The sequence below is a fragment of the Shimia sp. MMG029 genome, from assembly GCF_027947445.1.
Lineage (GTDB): Bacteria > Pseudomonadota > Alphaproteobacteria > Rhodobacterales > Rhodobacteraceae > Shimia.
Map to the genome: position 1 here is coordinate 1177708 of NZ_JAQJIM010000001.1, position 17737 is coordinate 1195444.

The window sequence follows — 17737 nt, forward strand, 5'->3', positions numbered from 1 at the left end:
AGGGGAGTCCAGACATGCCAATCGTAAATCGTATCGCTGATTACGCGGAAGAGATGAAAACATGGCGGCGGCACCTGCACGCCCACCCCGAGTTGGAGTTTGACTGTGTGGAAACCGCAGCCTTTGTGGTAGAGCGCCTGAAAGAATTTGGCGTCGATGAAATTCACGAAGGCATTGCCAAAACCGGGGTGGTCGCGATCATCAACGGTCAGGGCGAGGGCGAAACCATTGGCCTGCGCGCCGATATGGACGCGCTGCCGATGGATGAAATCACTGGCGCGGACTACGCCAGCACGGTCGCAGGCAAAATGCACGCCTGTGGTCATGACGGGCACACAACCATGCTGCTGGGCGCAGCGAAATATCTGGCCGAAACGCGCAATTTCTCTGGCCGTGTGGCGCTGATCTTCCAACCCGCCGAAGAAGAAGGCGGCGGTGGCAATATCATGGTGCAGGAAGGCATGATGGAGCGCTTTGATGTCAAAGAGGTCTATGCGCTGCACAATGTGCCGGGCCAGCCGCTCGGCAGTTTCCACACCACGCCGGGGCCGATTATGGCGGCGGTGGATACATTCACCATCCACATTCAGGGCAAAGGCGGCCATGGGGCCTACCCGCAGGACACGGTTGACCCAGTGGTGGCGGCTGTCGCCATGGTCAATGCGATTCAGACCATCGTGAGCCGCAACCATGACACCCGCCAGCAGGCGGTGGTGTCGGTGACGCAGATCCATGCGGGCAGCGCCAACAATGTGATCCCTGATGGCGGCTTTATCAACGGCACCATCCGCACCTTTGACAAAGATGTGCAGGCAATGATTCACCGCCGCCTTGAGGAGATTTCCAAAGGCACCGCCGCCGCTTATGGGCTGGAGGCCACGCTGGAGCTGGATGTGGACTACCCTGCCACGGTGAACCACCCAAAACAGACCCATTTTGCCGCCGATGTGGCCCGCGAGATCGCTGGGGAGGCCAATGTGGACGCCAATCAGTGGATGGAAATGGGCGCGGAAGATTTCTCTTACATGCTGGAAGCACGCCCCGGGGCCTATCTCTTCCTTGGGGCGGGAGACGGCGCCGGGCTGCACCACCCCGCCTTTGATTTCAACGACGAGATCAGCCCGATTGGCGCATCGTTTTTCGCCAAGCTCATTGAGACCGCCCTGCCCCGCTGAACACATAAGCAGATAGGTACAGGAATTTCCAAACAAGCCCTCCTCTGTGCAGGAGGGCTTGACCTTTTTGGCGTCCCGGACAAAATTTGATCAAATTTTGACAGCGAGGACTCTCCATGGCGCTTGAAGATGCCAAAACACAGGTTGATAACGCCTTCACGCGCAAAGCACCGCACGGTTTGAGCTTTGAAAACACCTTTGGCGGGGCCACCTCGTTTCTGCGCCGACGCTATTCCAAAGACCTGAACGGAGTGGACATCGCTGTGACCGGCGTGCCCTTTGACATGGCTGTCACCAACCGCCCGGGCACGCGCCTTGGCCCGCGTGCGATCCGCGAAGCCAGCGCCATTCAGGCTTTTGATCCGCCTTATGGCTGGGGTTATGACCCGATGACCGAACTGAGCATTGTGGACTACGGCGATCTGGCCTTTGACTATGCGCGGGTGATGGAGTTCCCCGATGCGCTGACCGCCCATATTCGCGGTATTCTGGAAACAGACACAGCCAGCATCGCTCTGGGCGGCGATCACTACATCACCTACCCAATCCTGAAAGCCTATGCAGAGAAATTCGGCCCTATGAGCCTTCTGCAATTTGACGCACACACAGACACCTGGGCCGATGATGAACCCAACCGCATCGACCATGGCACCATGCTTTATAAGGCGGTGAAAGATGGATTGGTGGATCCATCGCGCTCGGTTCAGGTGGGGATCCGCACAGAAAACCCCGACACGCTTGGTTTTAACATCATTGATGCGCGCGAAGTGCATGTGAATGGCCCTGTGGCCGTGGCAGAAAAGATCAAAAGCATTCTGGGGGACCACCCCACCTATCTCACCTTTGACATTGACGGGCTCGATCCGGCATTCGCGCCCGGCACCGGCACACCGGTTTGGGGCGGGCTGTCTAGCGGTCAGGCCAGCATCATCCTGCGCGACATTGCTGGCATCAATATGGTGGGCGGTGATGTGGTGGAGGTTTCTCCCCCATTTGACACCACCGGCGCCACCGCCGTGGCAGGCGCGCATGTGGCGCTGGAGTTGATCTGTCTCTGGGGATGGACGCGGCGGAAGACTTGACGCCAGCGTGGCCCCGTTCAATCGTGATCCATGATGTCGGTGCGCCCGTAGTCTGATAAATGCAGGCGAAGCCACTGCCGACAATAGGAAAATGCCTTTGATGGGGATGCGCGGTATGATGTTTTTCTTGGTGATCCTGGCGGTGCTCGCCCTTCTGGCGGTCTATGTGCGCGTGGCCCCAAGTGATCCAGCCAAATGGCATGTTGCGGCCTCTTTTGATCAAAACAGTGATGGGGAGAACAGCGCGCGCCGGATTGTGCAAACCGGGCCAGATGGTCTCACCCGACTGCATGAGATCGCGCGGCGCACGCCACGCACCACAGTGCTTGCTGGATCGTTGGAGGATGAGATGATCACCTATGTCACCCGTTCCAAACTTCTATCCTATCCAGACTACACCACCGTTCAGCAGAACGGCGACACGTTGAAAATCAATGCCCGTTCACGATTTGGCAAAAAAGACTTCGGCGTCAACGCCAAGCGGGTCGAGGCTTGGATGCGGGCTCTGGAGGGGCGCTAGGCGTGAGCTGAGGCAACCGGGCGACACCTCCCGCCACATTGGCACATTCAGCGACATCTGACATTGCGCCATGAACATCCGCCCATCCACCTGCAAACAGATGGTTTCGCCGATTTCAATGCGCTGGCCCTGCTTGTCCGTACAGTAGCAATCTACCGGCACGCCGTTGATCATCCCATCCGCCATCACAGGCAGCGGGATCAAACAAACCATCATCAAAGCAAACACAGGTTTCATAGTGGCCAGCCTACACCAAAAGGCGGCCCTTGACCAAACCCCGAGATTGTCCCACTTAGCGTCATGGTTCCGATAGAGCGACTACATCAGATCACCCAGCGTTTTGAGTTTCTTGAAGCGCAGATGGCCGAGGGCGGCGGCGATATTGCCGCGCTGGCCAAGGAATATGCCGAGCTGAAGCCGGTGGTCGAACAGATCACGGCGTATCAGCGCCTGCTGGCCGACATCGAAGACGCTGAGGAAATGCTCAGCGACCCGGATATGAAAGCGCTGGCCGAAGAAGAGCTGCCAGAGCTGCGCGCCGCTGTTCCAGAGGCGGAGCACGCGCTGCAACTGGCGCTGCTGCCCAAAGATGCGGCAGATGCGCGCCCCGCGATTCTTGAAATCCGTCCCGGCACCGGTGGGGATGAGGCCGCGCTTTTTGCAGGCGATTTGCTGCGCATGTATCAGCGCTATGCCGAGGCACGCGGTTGGAAGCTCGAAATCCTAGAGGAAAACGCCACCGAACTGGGCGGCATCAAAGAGGTTGTGGCGCATATCAAAGGCGAAAATGTCTTTGCCCGGATGAAGTTTGAGTCTGGCGTACACCGGGTGCAGCGTGTGCCGACCACCGAAAGCGGCGGGCGCATCCACACCTCTGCGGCGACCGTGGCGGTGCTGCCAGAGGCCGAAGACGTGGACATCCAGATTGACGCCAATGACATCCGTATCGACACCATGCGCGCGTCTGGTTCTGGTGGTCAGCACGTGAACACCACCGACTCCGCGGTGCGTATCACCCACCTGCCCACCGGCATCATCGTGACCAGCTCTGAGAAATCTCAGCACCGAAACCGCGAGATCGCCATGCAGGTTTTGAAAACCCGCCTGTTTGATCTGGAACGCCAACGCATCGCCGATGAACGCGCAGCCGACCGCGCTGGGCAAGTGGGATCGGGTGATCGATCAGAGCGCATTCGCACCTACAATTTCCCTCAGGGTCGGATGACCGATCACCGCATCAACCTGACGCTCTATAAACTGGAGCAGGTGATGGCCGGCGATCTGGATGAAACCATCGACGCGCTGCGGGCAGATGCGCAGGCCACAGCCCTGGCGGAGATGGAAGGGTGAGCCTGACCATCACGGACCTGCTCAAACAGGCGCAGACTTCGTTGACAGCAGGTGCAATTGACAGCGCAGCCCGTGATGCGCGCCTTCTGGTTGCCAAAGCTGTCGACCTTCCCGCTGACCGCCTCACGCTGGAGGCCCGCAGCGAAGCGACAGCAGCCCAGCAAACCGCCCTGCTTGGCCTTGTGGCCCGCCGCCTGTCGCGAGAGCCTCTTTCCCATATTCTGGGCCAGCGCGCCTTTTTCAATCACAGCTTTGCGGTTACATCCGCCACGCTAGATCCGCGCCCCGAAACCGAAGCGCTGGTGCTGGAGGCGCTCAAACGGCCCTTCAAATCACTGCTCGATTTGGGCACGGGCACCGGAGCGATCGCCATTTCGCTCCTCGCCGAGCGGCCAGAGGCGCGCGGAACGGCGACAGACATTTCAGCCGACGCGCTGGCGATTGCCCGCCAGAATGCACAGTCCATCGGCGTGGCCGACCGGCTGACACTGACAGAAAGCAACTGGTTTGCTGCCATTGACGCGCGCTTTGACCTCATCGTGTCCAACCCCCCTTATATCGCTTTAGTTGAAATGAGCGCGCTTGCGCCAGAGCTGTCCTATGAGCCGCGCATTGCATTGACAGACGAAACAGACGGTCTCACAGCCTACCGCGCGATTACCGCAGGCGCGCCAGAACATCTTGCGCCAGACGGGTGGCTGATGGTCGAAATCGGCTGGCAGCAAGGCCCGGACGTCGCGGCGCTGTTTGAAGCGGCTGATCTGCAGAAAGTTGCTGTACTGCCGGATTTGGACGGCCGAGATCGTGTCGTCATTGGTCAGAAATGCCCCCAATAAACAGAAATTTTTGCAATTGAAGGCATTCTCTAAAGAAAACCTCTTGTGCGATTGCAAAATGCGCCATATCAAGAACAGGTCCTTTTGCTGGATGCCCTATTTTCAGGGCAGTCCCGAATGGACACCAAGCCAAAAATTGTCGCCCCCGGAAGACAGAGCGCACGAGGCGTGAAACGGGATGAGCGACTGCCATGGACCAAGGCTGGATTGCTGAAAAAATGAGATCTTCGAAGTCACGTTCGCGGAATAAATCGAACCGCAACCGTCCCTCGGGCAATATCGTCAACCGTGTGTTTGACAGTTCCGGCCCAGAAGGCAAAGTGCGCGGCACCCCTCAACAGGTGATCGACAAATACAACCAGCTTGCGCGCGACAGCCAGCTTGCCAATGACCGCGTTGCAACGGAAAACTTCCAGCAGCACGCCGAGCATTACCAGCGCATGTTGAACGAAGCGCAGCGCGAGCAAGAGGCGCGCCGCGAGGAGCAGGAACGCCAGAACCGCGAGCGTCAGGCCGAGCGTGATCGCGAACGCCGCGAGCGCATGGAGCGTCAAGAACGCGAAGCAAACGGGGCGGAAGGCAAAGCGCAGCCGCAAGCGGAGGATGCGCTGGCAACGGTTGACCCATCTGAGGCCGAACAACCCGATCTGATCGTGGATGTGGCCGAGGAAAGCACGCTGGTGGAAACACCTGAGGCGCAGCCCGAAGCGCCTAAGCCTGCACCAAAGAAAGCCCCGCGCAAACGCGCGCCCCGCAAAAAGGCACCGGCTGCGGAAGAGGCACCAACAGACACTGCTGAAAAAGCCCCTGCCCCAGCAGAGGAAAGCAACGACGCAGCTGAATAAGCAGGCTACTGCGACAGAATGTAAAAGCCCTCGGTGGAAACGCTCCACCGAGGGCTTTTTTCTTTTACCTGACAAACCTTTAAGCCCATATGTTATACAGTGGCGAGCACCTGGTCGACCATCGCCTGCGTGCCGCGTGCCTGCTCCAGTGGCCACGCGTAGGGATCCCCTGTGCGCATCGCATTTCCAAAGGCTTCGACCTGCAGGACATATTGATTCACTGCCGGAAAGCGCTCCACCTGGCGGCTGTGATCTGGCAGCGACAGCACAAGCTCTGCCTGATCAAACACACCTGCATTGAACGGGCACGTCAGGGTGATCACCCCGGCGTCACCATGAAAATGCACCTCCTGACGCGGACCAATGCGAGTCGCAGTGTAGCCTTGATAGGTGAAGCCGGGAAACGTGAAGCTCATGTCGGCGAACACATCGACGCCGTTGTGCATTTCCAGCCGCGTGTGATCCAGCGAGACCGGCTCCTGCCCTGTGGCGTAGCGCGCGCCCCCCAACACATAACAGCCAATGTCGCGCAGCCCGCCACCGCCAATATCCGCCTGATTTCGAATATTCCCCGGATCGTCGTTGAAATAGGAAAACACCGCATTCACATGGCGCAGCGCCCCGATCGCCCCCTCCTCCAGCAAGGCCTTGGCCCGCTGCCACTGTGGGTGGTGCACAATCATAAAGGCTTCTGCCGCCAGAATGCCTGCTTTGTCGCGCGCCGCAATCAATGTGTCGATCTCAGCGACATCCATGCCGACGGGCTTTTCACACAGCACCGCCTTGCCCGCCTCTACAGCTTTGATTGACCAGGGCACATGCAGATGATTGGGCAGCGGGATGTAAACCGCATCAATGTCTGGGTCATTTAGCAGCGCCCCATAGCTGGCGTGATGGTGCAGCCCCGGTGCAAACTCCGAAAACGCGGCGACCTTCTCCGCACTGCTGCTCGCCACAGCCACAAGCTCTGCGCCTTTGGCCGCATGAATGGCAGGCCCCATATGTTTCAGCGCAAAATTCGCAGCACCCAAAATGCCCCAACGAATGGTTTTCTCGTTCATGTTAGCGCTCCCTCCCTAGATGGGGCGAGCCTAGTACTGCTACGGCGTAGAAACAACCATCTCACACAGGTGGCGCGGTCACAGGCAGGTGACCCTGAGGTGCCGCAAAAAAACGCCGGCCCCACAAGGACCGACGCTTTTGTTCCTAGCGGCGTTTTGATTAGTGAGCCGCCAGCATGCCCCGGCTAGAGGCCAGCTCGCGCATGCGCTTTTGCAGCTTTTCAAAGGCGCGCACTTCAATCTGGCGGATGCGCTCGCGGCTTACGTCATACTGGCCGCTCAGGTCCTCAAGGGTCACCGCTTTTTCTGCAAGACGGCGCTGGGTGAGAATGTCCTTCTCGCGGTCATTGAGCACATCCATGGCCTCAACCAGTAGCTCACGACGCGCCTCAAGCTCGTCTTTGGCTTCATAATCTGCAGCCTGATTGGCGGTTTCATCCTCAAGCCAATCCTGCCACTCCATGGTGCCTTCGCCCTCGGAGCCGACCTGCGCGTTCAGCGAAGCGTCCCCGCCCGACAAACGACGGTTCATCGAGATCACTTCTTCCTCGGTTACGCCAAGGTCGGTCGCAATGCGCTCCACGTTTTCGGGCAGCATATCGCCCTCTTCCAGCGCACCAATACGGGCCTTGGCCTTGCGCAGGTTGAAGAACAGCTTCTTCTGCGCGCTGGTGGTGCCAAGCTTTACCATGGACCAGCTGCGCAGCACATATTCCTGAATGCTCGCGCGGATCCACCACATGGCATAGGTCGCCAGACGGAAGCCCTTTTCCGGGTCAAACTTTTTGACCGCCTGCATCAGGCCTACATTGGCCTCAGAGATCACTTCGGCCTGCGGCAGACCATAGCCGCGATAGCCCATCGCGATTTTTGCCGCCAAACGCAGGTGTGAGGTCACCATTTTATGGGCGGCAGTTGCGTCCTGCTCTTCCACCCAGCGTTTGGCCAGCATGTATTCTTCTTCCGGCTCAAGGAGCGGGAACTTGCGAATTTCCTGTAGGTAACGGTTCAGCCCGCCCTCTGGTGTCGGTGCGGGCAGGTTTGCATAATTTGCCATAAGTCTTGCCTCCCAATCGTATGTTTATCTGCTTAACATTGATTTAGGTCGCCGAATGCGTGTTTCAATAGGCAGATGTCAATTTCTGACTTTCAGAGTAAGAATTACTACGCAGGTTCACCAGCTTTAGACCAGTGTTTCACACGCATTTGCGCTTTGTTACAGATGCATGGCTGCCCAAGAGGCGGCGTTTAAGCGCCGCCAAGATCAGCGATCAGCTGCGCCATATCCGTAGGCAAAGGCGCTTCAAAGCGTAGGTTTTCACCTGTAACGGGATGCCCAAAGCCCAGAACAGCCGCATGCAGCGCCTGACGGTCAAAACTGCGCGCCGCTTCCGCGCCTTTCATACCAATCGCCTTTTCAGCCAGCTTGCGCCGCCCGCCATAGACCGGATCACCAATCAGCCCATGACCTGCATGCGCCATATGTACGCGAATCTGGTGGGTACGGCCGGTTTCCAGCCAGCATTCGACCAGACAGGCCACGGCCGGGTTGCCAAAAGGCTCTACAATGCGCACCCGCGTCACCGCATGTCGTCCACCTTCAAACAACACCGCCTGCCGCTGGCGATCGGTTTTGTGGCGCGCCAGATGGGTGGTGATCTTCATGATGTTGCCAGATTCAAAATTCACACCGCGCACACCGCGCAGGCGTGGGTCATTGGCATCTGGCACCCCGTAACAGACGGCGCGATAGTACCGCTCCACCGTATGAGCCTCAAACTGCGCCGCCAGCCCCTGATGCGCGGCATCTGTTTTGGCCACCACCAAAAGGCCGCTGGTCTCTTTGTCGATGCGGTGCACAATACCGGGCCGTTTCATGCCACCCACGCCAGAAAGTGTGTCGCCACAATGATGCAGCAGCGCATTCACCAAGGTACCATTGGGTGTGCCCGGCGCCGGATGCACCACCATGCCCGCAGGTTTGTTGATCACGATCAGATCATCATCTTCCCAAATCACCTCCAGCGGAATGTCTTCGGGGCCAATGTGGCTGTCCTCAGCCACAGGCACGGTGATTGCCACAGCATCGCCCTCTGCCACCTTGTGCTTGGGGTCGGACACCGCCACGCCATTGAGCGCAACACCGCCCTCGGCAATCAGCTTGGCCAGCCGCGTGCGGCTCAGGCTGGCTTCCACTGGCACATCCCGCGAAAGCGCCTTATCAAGACGCTTGGGCGGGTCTTCCGCGATCACAAATTCTACAAGGGTTTCCGCCATGGAAGAGTCTCCGGAACCAATTGAACCAAGCAACCTGCGCTTTCTGCGCCTTCTGGTCACGGGTCTGACTGTGGTGATGATGGTGGGGCTTGTAACGGTGGTTGCACTGATTGTCATGCGCTTCCGTGATGATGGCCCGATCCTGCCGGAAAATCTGTCCCTTGATGCGGGTGTTCAGGCGCAAGCGGTCACCATGGGGGATGGCTGGGTGGCCATTGTCACCAGCGACAACCGCATTCTTGTGCATGATCGCATTACAGGCGCATTGCGTCAGGAGATCGCGCTCACACCCGGTGCCTTTGGACAAAACTAAGCCCAAAGCGCCACCCCGCCCCACTATTCGCAGAACAAGCGCCAAAAACCAAAAAAGCTCTCAGCCAAACTGGCTAAGAGCTTTTTATGGTACCGCCTCCCCGGTTTGAACGGGGGACCTCTGGATCCACAATCCAGCGCTCTAACCAACTGAGCTAAGGCGGCACTGTGAGGGGCGGTTTACAGATACCTCACGGGGGATGCAAGCACCTAAAACACGATTTCCCAGGTTTGTTCGACAAGATCACAACCAAAGCTGTGGACATCTCGCTCATCGACACAGCGCCAACCGTTTTTGGCATATAATGCACAGGCGGCCTCGTGGCTTTTGTGGGTCCAAAGGATCATCCCCTCATAGCCAACGCCCCGTGCAAACCCCATGCACCGATCCAGCAAACGCTGCCCCAGCCCAAAGCCGCGCGCCTCCGGCAGCACCAGAAACAGCCGCAATTTGGCGAATCCCACACGATCGGCCCGCACACAGAAAATGCTCCCAAGCCGATTCCCCTCGTGCTCTGCGATCCAACCTGATTCTGTCGCCACCTCATGATAGACAAGAAAACTGCGCGCGATATCCGCCACCAGCGGCCCAAAGCTGTCATCAAACCCTGCCTCCCGCGCATAGAGCGCGGCATGGCTTTCCACCAGCCAGTCCAGATCCGTCGCCACAAATTTCCGAAAGGTGATTCCATCGTCCAGCATACCCATCTCCACACCACCACACTGTGCTTCACCCTGCGCTGCCCCAGCCAGATGCTCTGCACAGCTTGCTTTTGGCGCAAGTTCAGGCTACCGCAATCGGCACAACATGGAACCCGCAAGAGAGAGCCCAAGGAGATCCCCATGGGAATCAACACCGAACGCGACATCGAAGCCAACATGCAAATTGGCCCCACCGATCAGGGCTTTGTGCGCCTCTTTATCGAAGCCGCGGGTGTAGAGATCCCGATGGATTTTGATCCGGAAGAGGCCGAAGAGATTGCCGAAGAGATCCGCGCCGCCGCGGCCACTGCGCGTCAGGTGAGGTAACGCTGGTTAGGGGCTCTGCCCCTGCCCACACAAGCGGGAGCCACCCCGGGATAATTCAAGAATGAGAAGCCTGAGCTGCGTCAGAAGCTTCAGTTGAGGATTTCTCCCGGACCTTTCAGTTCAAAAGCTTTGATCTCAAACTCATAAAACCCATTGCGGTCCCCCCGCTACGCCCGCGCAATCAACGCGCCTTCCGGATTGTGAAACACGGCATGCACCGTGTGCAATGCGCGGTAACACCAATCCCCATCCGGGTAATAAAACTTCACCATCATCACTTGCCCCTCCTCTGAAGTGTTTTTTCGGCGTATCAGGCGCCCTCATCCGTTTCCTCTGGCAAAGGGGACAATTTGGGATCGCGAAAGCGCTGTAGGCGCCGTGCCGCATCCATGGCAAATTTCTGGATCATCTTTTTGCGGCGCGCCGGGGCCAGTTTCTCCTCTGGCGCCATGCGTATGATCTCCGCATCATAGGAATCCGCAAAAATTAGCCCGGTGCCTTCTGGCAAAAGGTCTGTCGGAAACTCCGTATCCACCGCCCAGAAATAGCGATCGCCCCACTCCAGATAGCCCTGCCATTTTTTGTCGGTCTGAAAGTCCTCGCGGCTGGACTTGCATTCAATCACCCAAAGTTCGCCCTTGGGGCCCAACGCCATCACATCCACACGCAGGCCACGTGCAGGTACAAATTCCTCAACAGAGACAAAGCCATGGCTGCGCAAATGGCGGCTGACACCACGCGCAAGGCGCTGTCCGGGTTGCAAATTCTCATCCATAGGCACAACGTGAACATAAAGAGAACAAAATATCAAGCGCTGATTTGCGCGCGCCAGCACCTGCTGCCCCTTGTCATTGATCAGATCCAGGCATAGATAGGTCAGCGGCGGGTGCTGCCCTTCTCGTGATACGGTTGCATTCCGGTGGCCTTAAGCAATTCCGAGGGAGCTGGCTCTGTCCTGGTCCTGGCCTGGTTACCTGGCGCCCACCTGTATATACAGGTCCTCGGGAATGAGATAACCCCACGGCTGCGTTTGCGGGCCCGCCACTTTACCTCCATTCGATCGTGCCATGCGGTATTCGAAATGTTCCCAACAGCAGCGGGCTTTACACAGAAAAGCCCCGGAGTTCATCTCTCGGGGCTTTGGATTTGAAGGTCTGTAAATCGGGACTCAGCGGCGGATCTGGCGCTGCTGAGGTGTGCGGCGATCCACTTTGACCGGCACCGGCTCTGCCAGCATCACCGGCATCATCTGGCGCTTGCCACCACGGGGCTGATCGTCGTCTTTCAAGCGCATAATGGCGATGCCGAATTGTACGCCCGCGAACACGATGCCATTCAGCACCCACATCACAACGACAGCCAGGATACCCTCAGAGCTGCTGCTCACCAGATGCCAAAGATTGGCGACGTTGAAATACATCAGCATCCCAACAAACACCGCAGACAGGGCAAACCCGATCGCAACCTGACGAATGTAAAGAGAGATAAGCTTTGGCATGACAGTGCCTCCTTTCGCTCATTAAACGACAGCCGATCGAAAACGGCAAGCCCGGCACGCGCGACATTTCGCCTAACGCGATTGTAGGAATACCTACGCTGCATCACGCGCGCCAGATCACCTTGGCGCGCGAAGGTTAACAGCCAATTAACGATTAAAAGAGATGGTCGAGGCGTTTAGAACGCCTCTGGCTTTGCCTCGCGTGCCATATGGTCAAGCACAGCGTTCACAAAACGCGATTCTTTCCCGTCCGGGAAAAACGCCGCCGCAATGCCCACATATTCTGCGATCGCTACCTTGGCTGGCGTGTCACTTTGCAAAAGCTCCGCACCGGCCGCACGAAACAGTGCACGCAGGGTGGGATCGATCCGATCAATCGGCCATTTCGCCACCAGTGCGCGGTCGGTCATCTGGTCGATTGGCGCCTGATAGTTCACCGCATCCTCAAGGGTTTTGCGAAACAGTTCCGCATCGCCTTCGATCATGTCGGTGCCATCATCCACTTCGGCGCCAAACCGGTGGTCCAGAAACTCCACCCGCACCTGATCAACCGTCTGGTGAGAGCTTTCCATCTGAAACAACGCCTGCACTGCATAGAGCCGAGAGGCAGATTTCATCTTACGTTTCTGGTTACCTGAAAGGGTCATGCCGTTGGATTGTCCTTGAGTTGACCAGCGATCTTGAGTTCTTCGGAATCCGGCAAAAACCCGACTCCTTTGCGCTGAGCGCCCCACTTACGGCCCAATGCGACAAGATGCAAGGCCGCAGCGGCCGCACCGCCGCCTTTGTTCTGATCTTCCGGATCGGCGCGCACTTCGGCTTGCTTGCGGTTTTCCACCGTCAGGATGCCATTGCCGATGCACAGCCCCTGCAGCCCCAGAAGCTGAATCGCGCGGCTGCTGTCGTTGCAGACAGTTTCATAGTGCGTGGTCTCGCCCCGGATCACACAGCCCAGCGCCACATAGCCATCAAAGTTGCTCATGCGCTCGGCAATGCCAATCGCGGTTGGGATCTCCAGCGCGCCGGGCACTTCGACCACCTCATAGGTGCCGCCCACCGCTTCGATCTCTGCAACTGCACCAGCCAGCATATTGTCGGCGATATCTTTGTAGTAAGGTGACATCACGATGGCGAGTTTGACCGGCTTGTCGAACTCTGCGCGCGGCATGATGTAGTGTTTTTCTGCGCCTGCCATGGTCTTATCCTTCTGAGAGAATGGGGCGTGTGCCCACGATGGACAGCCCGTAGGCGTCCAGTCCGAGATATTTTGTTTCCGGGCTGTCGGTCAGCAGAATCAGCTCCTTGCAACCAAGGTTGGAGAGGATCTGAGCCCCCAGGCCCGTGCGTTTCACAATGCGTGGGCCTTCGTCTTCATCGGCGTAGAGGCTGTGGCGCACTTCGCGGAACAGGCAGACCACACCGCGGCCTTCCTCTGCAATCTTACGCATGGCCGTGGGCAGCTCGTTAACCGATTTTGGTCCAAGGCCAAGCACGTCTCCTGCCTCATGCAGCGCATGGGTGCGCGACAGAACCGGCTCAGGCGTCGTGATGTCGCCCTTGATCATCACCACATGCTCGATGCCGTGAATCTGATCGGTGAAGATCCGCATCTCCCAATCGCCGCCATATTCCGAGGTCACGGTTTCACGGGAGGTTTCCACCACTTCATTGTCGACACGGGAACGATAAGCGATCAGATCGCTGATCGTGCCGATCTTCAGATCGTGTTTTTGGGCAAATTCCACCAGTTCCGGCAGACGAGACATGGTGCCGTCTTCGTTCATGATCTCACAGATCACGGCACTTGGATGGCAGCCCGCAAGGCGTGAAATATCGACAGACGCCTCGGTATGGCCCGCCCGCACCAGAACGCCACCGCGTTTGGCGCGCAAGGGGAAGACATGCCCCGGCGTGGCAATCGCCGCCATGGTGTTCTGTTCATTGATCGCGGTGGCAATGGTCAGCGCACGATCCGCCGCCGAAATCCCCGTGCTCACGCCCTCACGCGCTTCAATCGAAACCGTAAACGCTGTTTCGTGACGGCTGGAGTTGTTCACCGCCATCATTGGCAGTCCGAGATCGTCAATGCGCTCAGCTGTCATGGGCAGGCAGATCAGCCCACGCCCATGTGTGGCCATGAAGTTCACAGCCGCAGCATCGGCAAACTCGGCCGGGATGATCAGATCCCCTTCATTTTCGCGATCCTCGTGATCGACCAAGATATACATCTTGCCTGCACGTGCATCCGCGATGATCTCTTCAATCGGGCTGATCGCCGCGCGCAGGCTCTGTTCTACGGGGCCGGGCTGTTCAAAAGACATCTGTCATCTCCGCGTTGTTGCGGCTCAGATAGACCATGCGCGGCACGATTGAAAGTGCGGGAACGTCACCCTGATGTGCAAAAGCGCAGAGCATGCACCCTGCTCTGCGCCCAAATTCCATGCGCGACCAACAGCAGCCTGCGCTGGAATCTCAGCGTTCCATCTCTGTAAGGCGCGCCACATATCGCGCCAGAGTGTCGATCTCGAGGTTTATGAGATCACCTTCTTTCGCGTCGCTCCAGGTTGTAACCTCTTTGGTGTGCGGAATGATGTTCACGCCAAAATTGCACCCATCGACCTCATTGACAGTCAAAGAGGTGCCATTCAGGGCCACCGAGCCTTTCGGCGCGATAAACTTTGCAAGGGCTTCTGGTGCTGCGAAGGTAAAGCGGGTGCTGTCGCCATCTTCGGTGATCGACACAATCTCAGCGACGCCATCGACGTGACCAGAGACAATGTGCCCACCCAGTTCATCGCCCACCTTAAGCGCACGCTCCAGGTTCACACGACGACCGATTTCCCACGCGGCGAGATTGGTTTTGGAAACCGTCTCTGCGCTGATTTCAACATCATACCAGTCGTCACCCGTGGCAATCACTGTCAGGCACACACCATCGCTGGCAATCGACGCACCCAGCTCAATGCCACTAGTGTCATTGCCTGTGCTGATGCGCGCCCGCAGGTCGCCGCGCTGTTCAAGGTCTGCAATTTTGCCAACGTTGGTGATGATTCCGGTAAACACAAGCCGCTCCAATCCTCTGAATTGGCTAAGACCTAAGCCGCAGCGCGCGTCAACACAAGCAGCAGCAGCGCCAAACGGCCTTATCCAGCCGCGCGCGCACCACAATTTTGCCACGCCGAAAGGGTAACATTTACTTAAATTCCCGCGTATAGGGTTGAAGACGATGGAGAATACCACTGGTGCAGATAGGACCTTCCTGTTTTTGCAGGGACCGCACGGCCCGTTTTTTGCGGCGCTGGGGCGTATGCTGTGCCGGTCTGGGGCTGAGGTCTGGCGCGTGGGGTTCAATGCCGGCGATCACGCATTCTGGCGACCGCGCAACCGGTATATCCCGTTTCGGGACACGCTTGAAAACTGGCCAGCCACATTCGAAGCAATCCTGACGGACAAGGCGGTTACCGATATCGTGCTCTATGGGGACACACGCCCCATCCATGCACTCGCCGTCAAGATCGCGCAGTCACGTGGCGTAAATGTTCATGTTTTTGAGGAAGGCTACCTGCGCCCCTATTGGGTCACTTATGAGCGTGGCGGCTCCAACGGCAATTCCCGCCTTATGGACATGACCATCGCAGAGATGGAGCGCGCACTGGAGCTGTCTGATATGGAGGCCCCCCTGCCGCCAGCCCATTGGGGGGACACGCGTCACCATGTGTTTTATGGTGCGCTCTACCATTGGTTTGTGATGTTTACGAACCAAGCGTACCGAAATTTCCGCCCCCATCGCGCCTTGCCGGTCACGCGGGAATTCAGGCTTTACCTCCAGCGCCTGCTGATGATGCCGGCACACGCGCTTGAGCGGCGTCTTGCGACCTTGCGCATCCGCTATGGTGGGTTTCCCTACCATCTGGCGCTGCTGCAACTGGAGCACGACAGCAGCTTTCAGGCCCACTCACCTTTTGACAGCATGACAGATTTCCTGACGCTGGTGATTGAAAACTTTGCCGCCGGTGCCCCCCTGCACCACCACCTTGTCTTCAAGGCCCATCCTTTGGAAGATGGGCGGGTGCCTTTGCGGCGGGAAATTCGCAGGCTGGCGCGCCTGCACAAAGTCGCAGATCGCGTGCACTATGTGCGCGGCGGAAAATTGGCGCAACTCTTGAATGACGCGCGCTCAGCGGTGACCGTGAATTCCACCGCTGCGCAACAGGTTTTGTGGCGTGGCATCCCGCTGAAGGCATTTGGCAGCGCGGTCTATGATCAGCCAGAGTTCGTCAGCAAACAGCCGCTTGCAGAATTTTTTGCCGGGGCCAGTCGCCCGGACAACCGCGCCTATAAAACGTACCGCCGCTACCTGCTGGAAACCAGCCAGGTGCCAGGCGGCTTTTATTCTGCGCGCGCCCGCCGACAGCTGTTGCGGCAAGTTGTGGATATGATGCTGTCTCCTGACGATCCCTACAAAGCACTGGCCTCTGGTACAGCGGCACCACGGCAACAGTTGCGGCTCGTGAGCGACTGACCCCTAAGTCTAGCGCTGGATTTTTGGTTTCAATTTCGATAAGTTGTCTCAAAAACCTGAGGCAGAATAAAACAGGTCGAGGAGACCGAGCAGTGAAAGTCCTTGCAACCCGTATGGGTAAATGCGCCACATTGGTCGCGATGGCGGCTCTTGTGGCTTCTTGCAGTTTGGTGCCGCGCGCAGGCCCGAACAAGAAAGAAATCTACGCTGGATCCGTACAGCGTGAAGGCGACGCCTTCATTGTGGAGGTGAATGACCGTGTGTCACGCGCCACCGCTATCGTACCAGCGCTTGGTTTCGGTGACAGTTTCCAAAATGCCGGTCAGCTTGGCTCTGACACCATTCGTCCGGGGGATGTGCTGGCTCTGACCATCTGGGAAAACGTCGACAAACCGCTCTTGGGACCAGAGGGCCAGGTTGCCGCGATTCTCGAAGAGGTTCAGGTTGACGGCGCAGGTTTCATCTTTGTGCCCTACGCGGGGCGTATCCGCGCAGCTGGCAACACGCCAGAGAGCATCCGCCGCATCATTTCTTCGAAACTCGAAGAACAAACGCCTGATCCACAGGTCGAAGTGCGCCGCGCGGCCGGTGATGGCGCGACGGTTTCACTGGTTGGCGCCGTAGGGGCGCAGGGCGTCTACCCGATTGAACGCCCCACACGCACCCTGTCCACGATGCTGGCACAAGCAGGTGGTGTGACCATTGTTCCGGAAATCGCCCAGATCACGGTGTTGCGCGGCAGCGCCAGCGGGCAAATCTGGTTCCAGGATTTGTATGACGATCCAAGCCTTGATATCGCGCTGCGTGGCGGCGACCGCATCTTGGTAGAAGAAGACACTCGTGCTTTCACCGCACTGGGTGCGACCGGCACCCAAAGCCGGGTGAACTTCTTTTCCAAAGATCTCTCCGCCATCGAAGCGCTGGCACAAGTGGGCGGCCTTACCCCCACCAACAGTGACCCAACGGGTGTATTCGTGTTCCGCAACGAAGCCGATGTGATCGCCAACAGCGTTCTGGGCCGTCAGGATCTGAACGGCGCACAACGTATGGTCTATGTACTCGATCTGACCAAACCCAACGGCATGTTCATGGCGCGCGATTTTGTCATTCGCGATGGGGACACGCTGTACGTCACAGAAGCACCGATCACGACATGGGACAAAACCATCTCCGCGATCACAGGCACCCTATCCTCTGCTGATACGCTCAGCAGCCTCGGTAGCCTCTAAA

At 58.0% G+C, this 17737-nt stretch carries 20 protein-coding genes and 1 tRNA gene; 10 read left to right on the forward strand and 11 right to left on the reverse strand.

What is annotated here, in order from left to right; all coding sequences use genetic code 11:
* The first annotated feature begins 14 nt into the window (after positions 1-14).
* The 6 genes from PJL69_RS05610 (at position 15) to PJL69_RS05640 (ending at position 5808) form a co-directional block, all read left to right on the forward strand.
* On the forward strand, positions 15-1175 hold the full coding sequence (locus PJL69_RS05610) for a M20 aminoacylase family protein (RefSeq protein WP_271308768.1): 1161 nt from the start codon (positions 15-17) through the stop codon (positions 1173-1175).
* A 116-nt stretch (positions 1176-1291) separates the two neighbouring features.
* Positions 1292-2257, forward strand: coding sequence for an agmatinase (gene speB / locus PJL69_RS05615; RefSeq protein WP_271308769.1), 966 nt, complete (start codon positions 1292-1294; stop codon positions 2255-2257).
* A gap of 115 nt (positions 2258-2372) precedes the next feature.
* The gene (locus PJL69_RS05620; RefSeq protein WP_271308770.1) at positions 2373-2777 is read left to right on the forward strand and encodes a DUF1499 domain-containing protein; all 405 of its coding nucleotides are present in this window, start codon (positions 2373-2375) and stop codon (positions 2775-2777) included.
* Positions 2778-3077: 300 nt separating this feature from the next.
* Entirely contained in the window at positions 3078-4127 is a 1050-nt protein-coding gene (gene prfA, locus PJL69_RS05630) for a peptide chain release factor 1 (RefSeq protein ID WP_271308771.1), read from the forward strand.
* The gene (gene prmC / locus PJL69_RS05635; protein ID WP_333781865.1) at positions 4124-4963 is read left to right on the forward strand and encodes a peptide chain release factor N(5)-glutamine methyltransferase; all 840 of its coding nucleotides are present in this window, start codon (positions 4124-4126) and stop codon (positions 4961-4963) included. Before prfA ends, prmC begins: the two co-directional genes overlap by 4 nt.
* Before the next feature lie 218 nt (positions 4964-5181).
* Positions 5182-5808 carry a DUF4167 domain-containing protein gene (locus PJL69_RS05640; protein WP_271308988.1) on the forward strand — a complete coding sequence of 209 codons (627 nt, stop codon included), beginning with the start codon at positions 5182-5184 and terminating at the stop codon, positions 5806-5808.
* A gap of 92 nt (positions 5809-5900) precedes the next feature.
* Here PJL69_RS05640 and PJL69_RS05645 read toward each other — a convergent pair whose 3' ends face one another.
* The 3 genes from PJL69_RS05645 to PJL69_RS05655 form a co-directional block, all read right to left on the reverse strand.
* The gene (locus PJL69_RS05645; RefSeq protein ID WP_271308772.1) at positions 5901-6869 is read right to left on the reverse strand and encodes a Gfo/Idh/MocA family protein; all 969 of its coding nucleotides are present in this window, start codon (positions 6867-6869) and stop codon (positions 5901-5903) included.
* Positions 6870-7029: 160 nt separating this feature from the next.
* Positions 7030-7926, reverse strand: a complete 897-nt coding sequence (rpoH, locus tag PJL69_RS05650) for an RNA polymerase sigma factor RpoH (RefSeq protein WP_209096358.1) — start codon at positions 7924-7926, stop codon at positions 7030-7032.
* Positions 7927-8117: 191 nt separating this feature from the next.
* The gene (locus tag PJL69_RS05655) at positions 8118-9146 is read right to left on the reverse strand and encodes an RluA family pseudouridine synthase (RefSeq protein WP_271308773.1); all 1029 of its coding nucleotides are present in this window, start codon (positions 9144-9146) and stop codon (positions 8118-8120) included.
* Here PJL69_RS05655 and PJL69_RS05660 point away from each other — a divergent pair.
* The gene (locus tag PJL69_RS05660) at positions 9145-9459 is read left to right on the forward strand and encodes a DUF6476 family protein (RefSeq protein ID WP_271308774.1); all 315 of its coding nucleotides are present in this window, start codon (positions 9145-9147) and stop codon (positions 9457-9459) included. The genes PJL69_RS05655 and PJL69_RS05660 overlap by 2 nt on opposite strands.
* Before the next feature lie 87 nt (positions 9460-9546).
* Here PJL69_RS05660 and PJL69_RS05665 read toward each other — a convergent pair.
* Positions 9547-9623: transfer RNA gene (locus tag PJL69_RS05665), tRNA-His, on the reverse strand.
* Between the two features lie 45 nt (positions 9624-9668).
* Complete coding sequence (locus tag PJL69_RS05670) at positions 9669-10160, reverse strand: GNAT family N-acetyltransferase (protein ID WP_271308775.1); 492 nt, start codon at positions 10158-10160, stop codon at positions 9669-9671.
* Positions 10161-10301: 141 nt separating this feature from the next.
* On the opposite strand from PJL69_RS05670, the gene PJL69_RS05675 reads away from it, so the two are divergent.
* Positions 10302-10487 (forward strand): DUF6324 family protein, encoded by a 186-nt coding sequence (locus PJL69_RS05675; protein ID WP_271308776.1) that lies wholly within the window; start codon positions 10302-10304, stop codon positions 10485-10487.
* A gap of 310 nt (positions 10488-10797) precedes the next feature.
* Here PJL69_RS05675 and PJL69_RS05680 read toward each other — a convergent pair whose 3' ends face one another.
* The 6 genes from PJL69_RS05680 to PJL69_RS05705 form a co-directional block, all read right to left on the reverse strand.
* A complete protein-coding gene (locus PJL69_RS05680) occupies positions 10798-11262 on the reverse strand; it encodes an MmcB family DNA repair protein (RefSeq protein WP_271308777.1) in 465 nt (154 codons plus the stop codon).
* A gap of 393 nt (positions 11263-11655) precedes the next feature.
* On the reverse strand, positions 11656-11985 hold the full coding sequence (locus PJL69_RS05685; protein WP_271308778.1) for a hypothetical protein: 330 nt from the start codon (positions 11983-11985) through the stop codon (positions 11656-11658).
* A 176-nt stretch (positions 11986-12161) separates the two neighbouring features.
* Positions 12162-12632, reverse strand: coding sequence for a transcription antitermination factor NusB (gene nusB, locus PJL69_RS05690; RefSeq protein ID WP_209096373.1), 471 nt, complete (start codon positions 12630-12632; stop codon positions 12162-12164).
* The gene (locus PJL69_RS05695) at positions 12629-13180 is read right to left on the reverse strand and encodes a 6,7-dimethyl-8-ribityllumazine synthase (RefSeq protein WP_271308779.1); all 552 of its coding nucleotides are present in this window, start codon (positions 13178-13180) and stop codon (positions 12629-12631) included. The genes nusB and PJL69_RS05695 overlap by 4 nt, the downstream gene beginning before the upstream one ends.
* 4 nt (positions 13181-13184) lie before the next feature.
* Positions 13185-14306: a 3,4-dihydroxy-2-butanone-4-phosphate synthase gene (gene ribB / locus PJL69_RS05700; protein ID WP_271308780.1), complete on the reverse strand. Its 1122-nt coding sequence runs from the start codon at positions 14304-14306 to the stop codon at positions 13185-13187.
* A 151-nt stretch (positions 14307-14457) separates the two neighbouring features.
* Positions 14458-15048: a riboflavin synthase gene (locus PJL69_RS05705; RefSeq protein WP_271308781.1), complete on the reverse strand. Its 591-nt coding sequence runs from the start codon at positions 15046-15048 to the stop codon at positions 14458-14460.
* Between the two features lie 163 nt (positions 15049-15211).
* On the opposite strand from PJL69_RS05705, the gene PJL69_RS05710 reads away from it, so the two are divergent.
* Together PJL69_RS05710 and PJL69_RS05715 are read left to right on the forward strand one after the other, a co-directional pair.
* Positions 15212-16507: a capsule biosynthesis protein gene (locus PJL69_RS05710; RefSeq protein WP_271308782.1), complete on the forward strand. Its 1296-nt coding sequence runs from the start codon at positions 15212-15214 to the stop codon at positions 16505-16507.
* A 113-nt stretch (positions 16508-16620) separates the two neighbouring features.
* Positions 16621-17736, forward strand: coding sequence for a polysaccharide biosynthesis/export family protein (locus PJL69_RS05715; protein ID WP_271308989.1), 1116 nt, complete (start codon positions 16621-16623; stop codon positions 17734-17736).
* Position 17737: the final 1 nt, after the last annotated feature.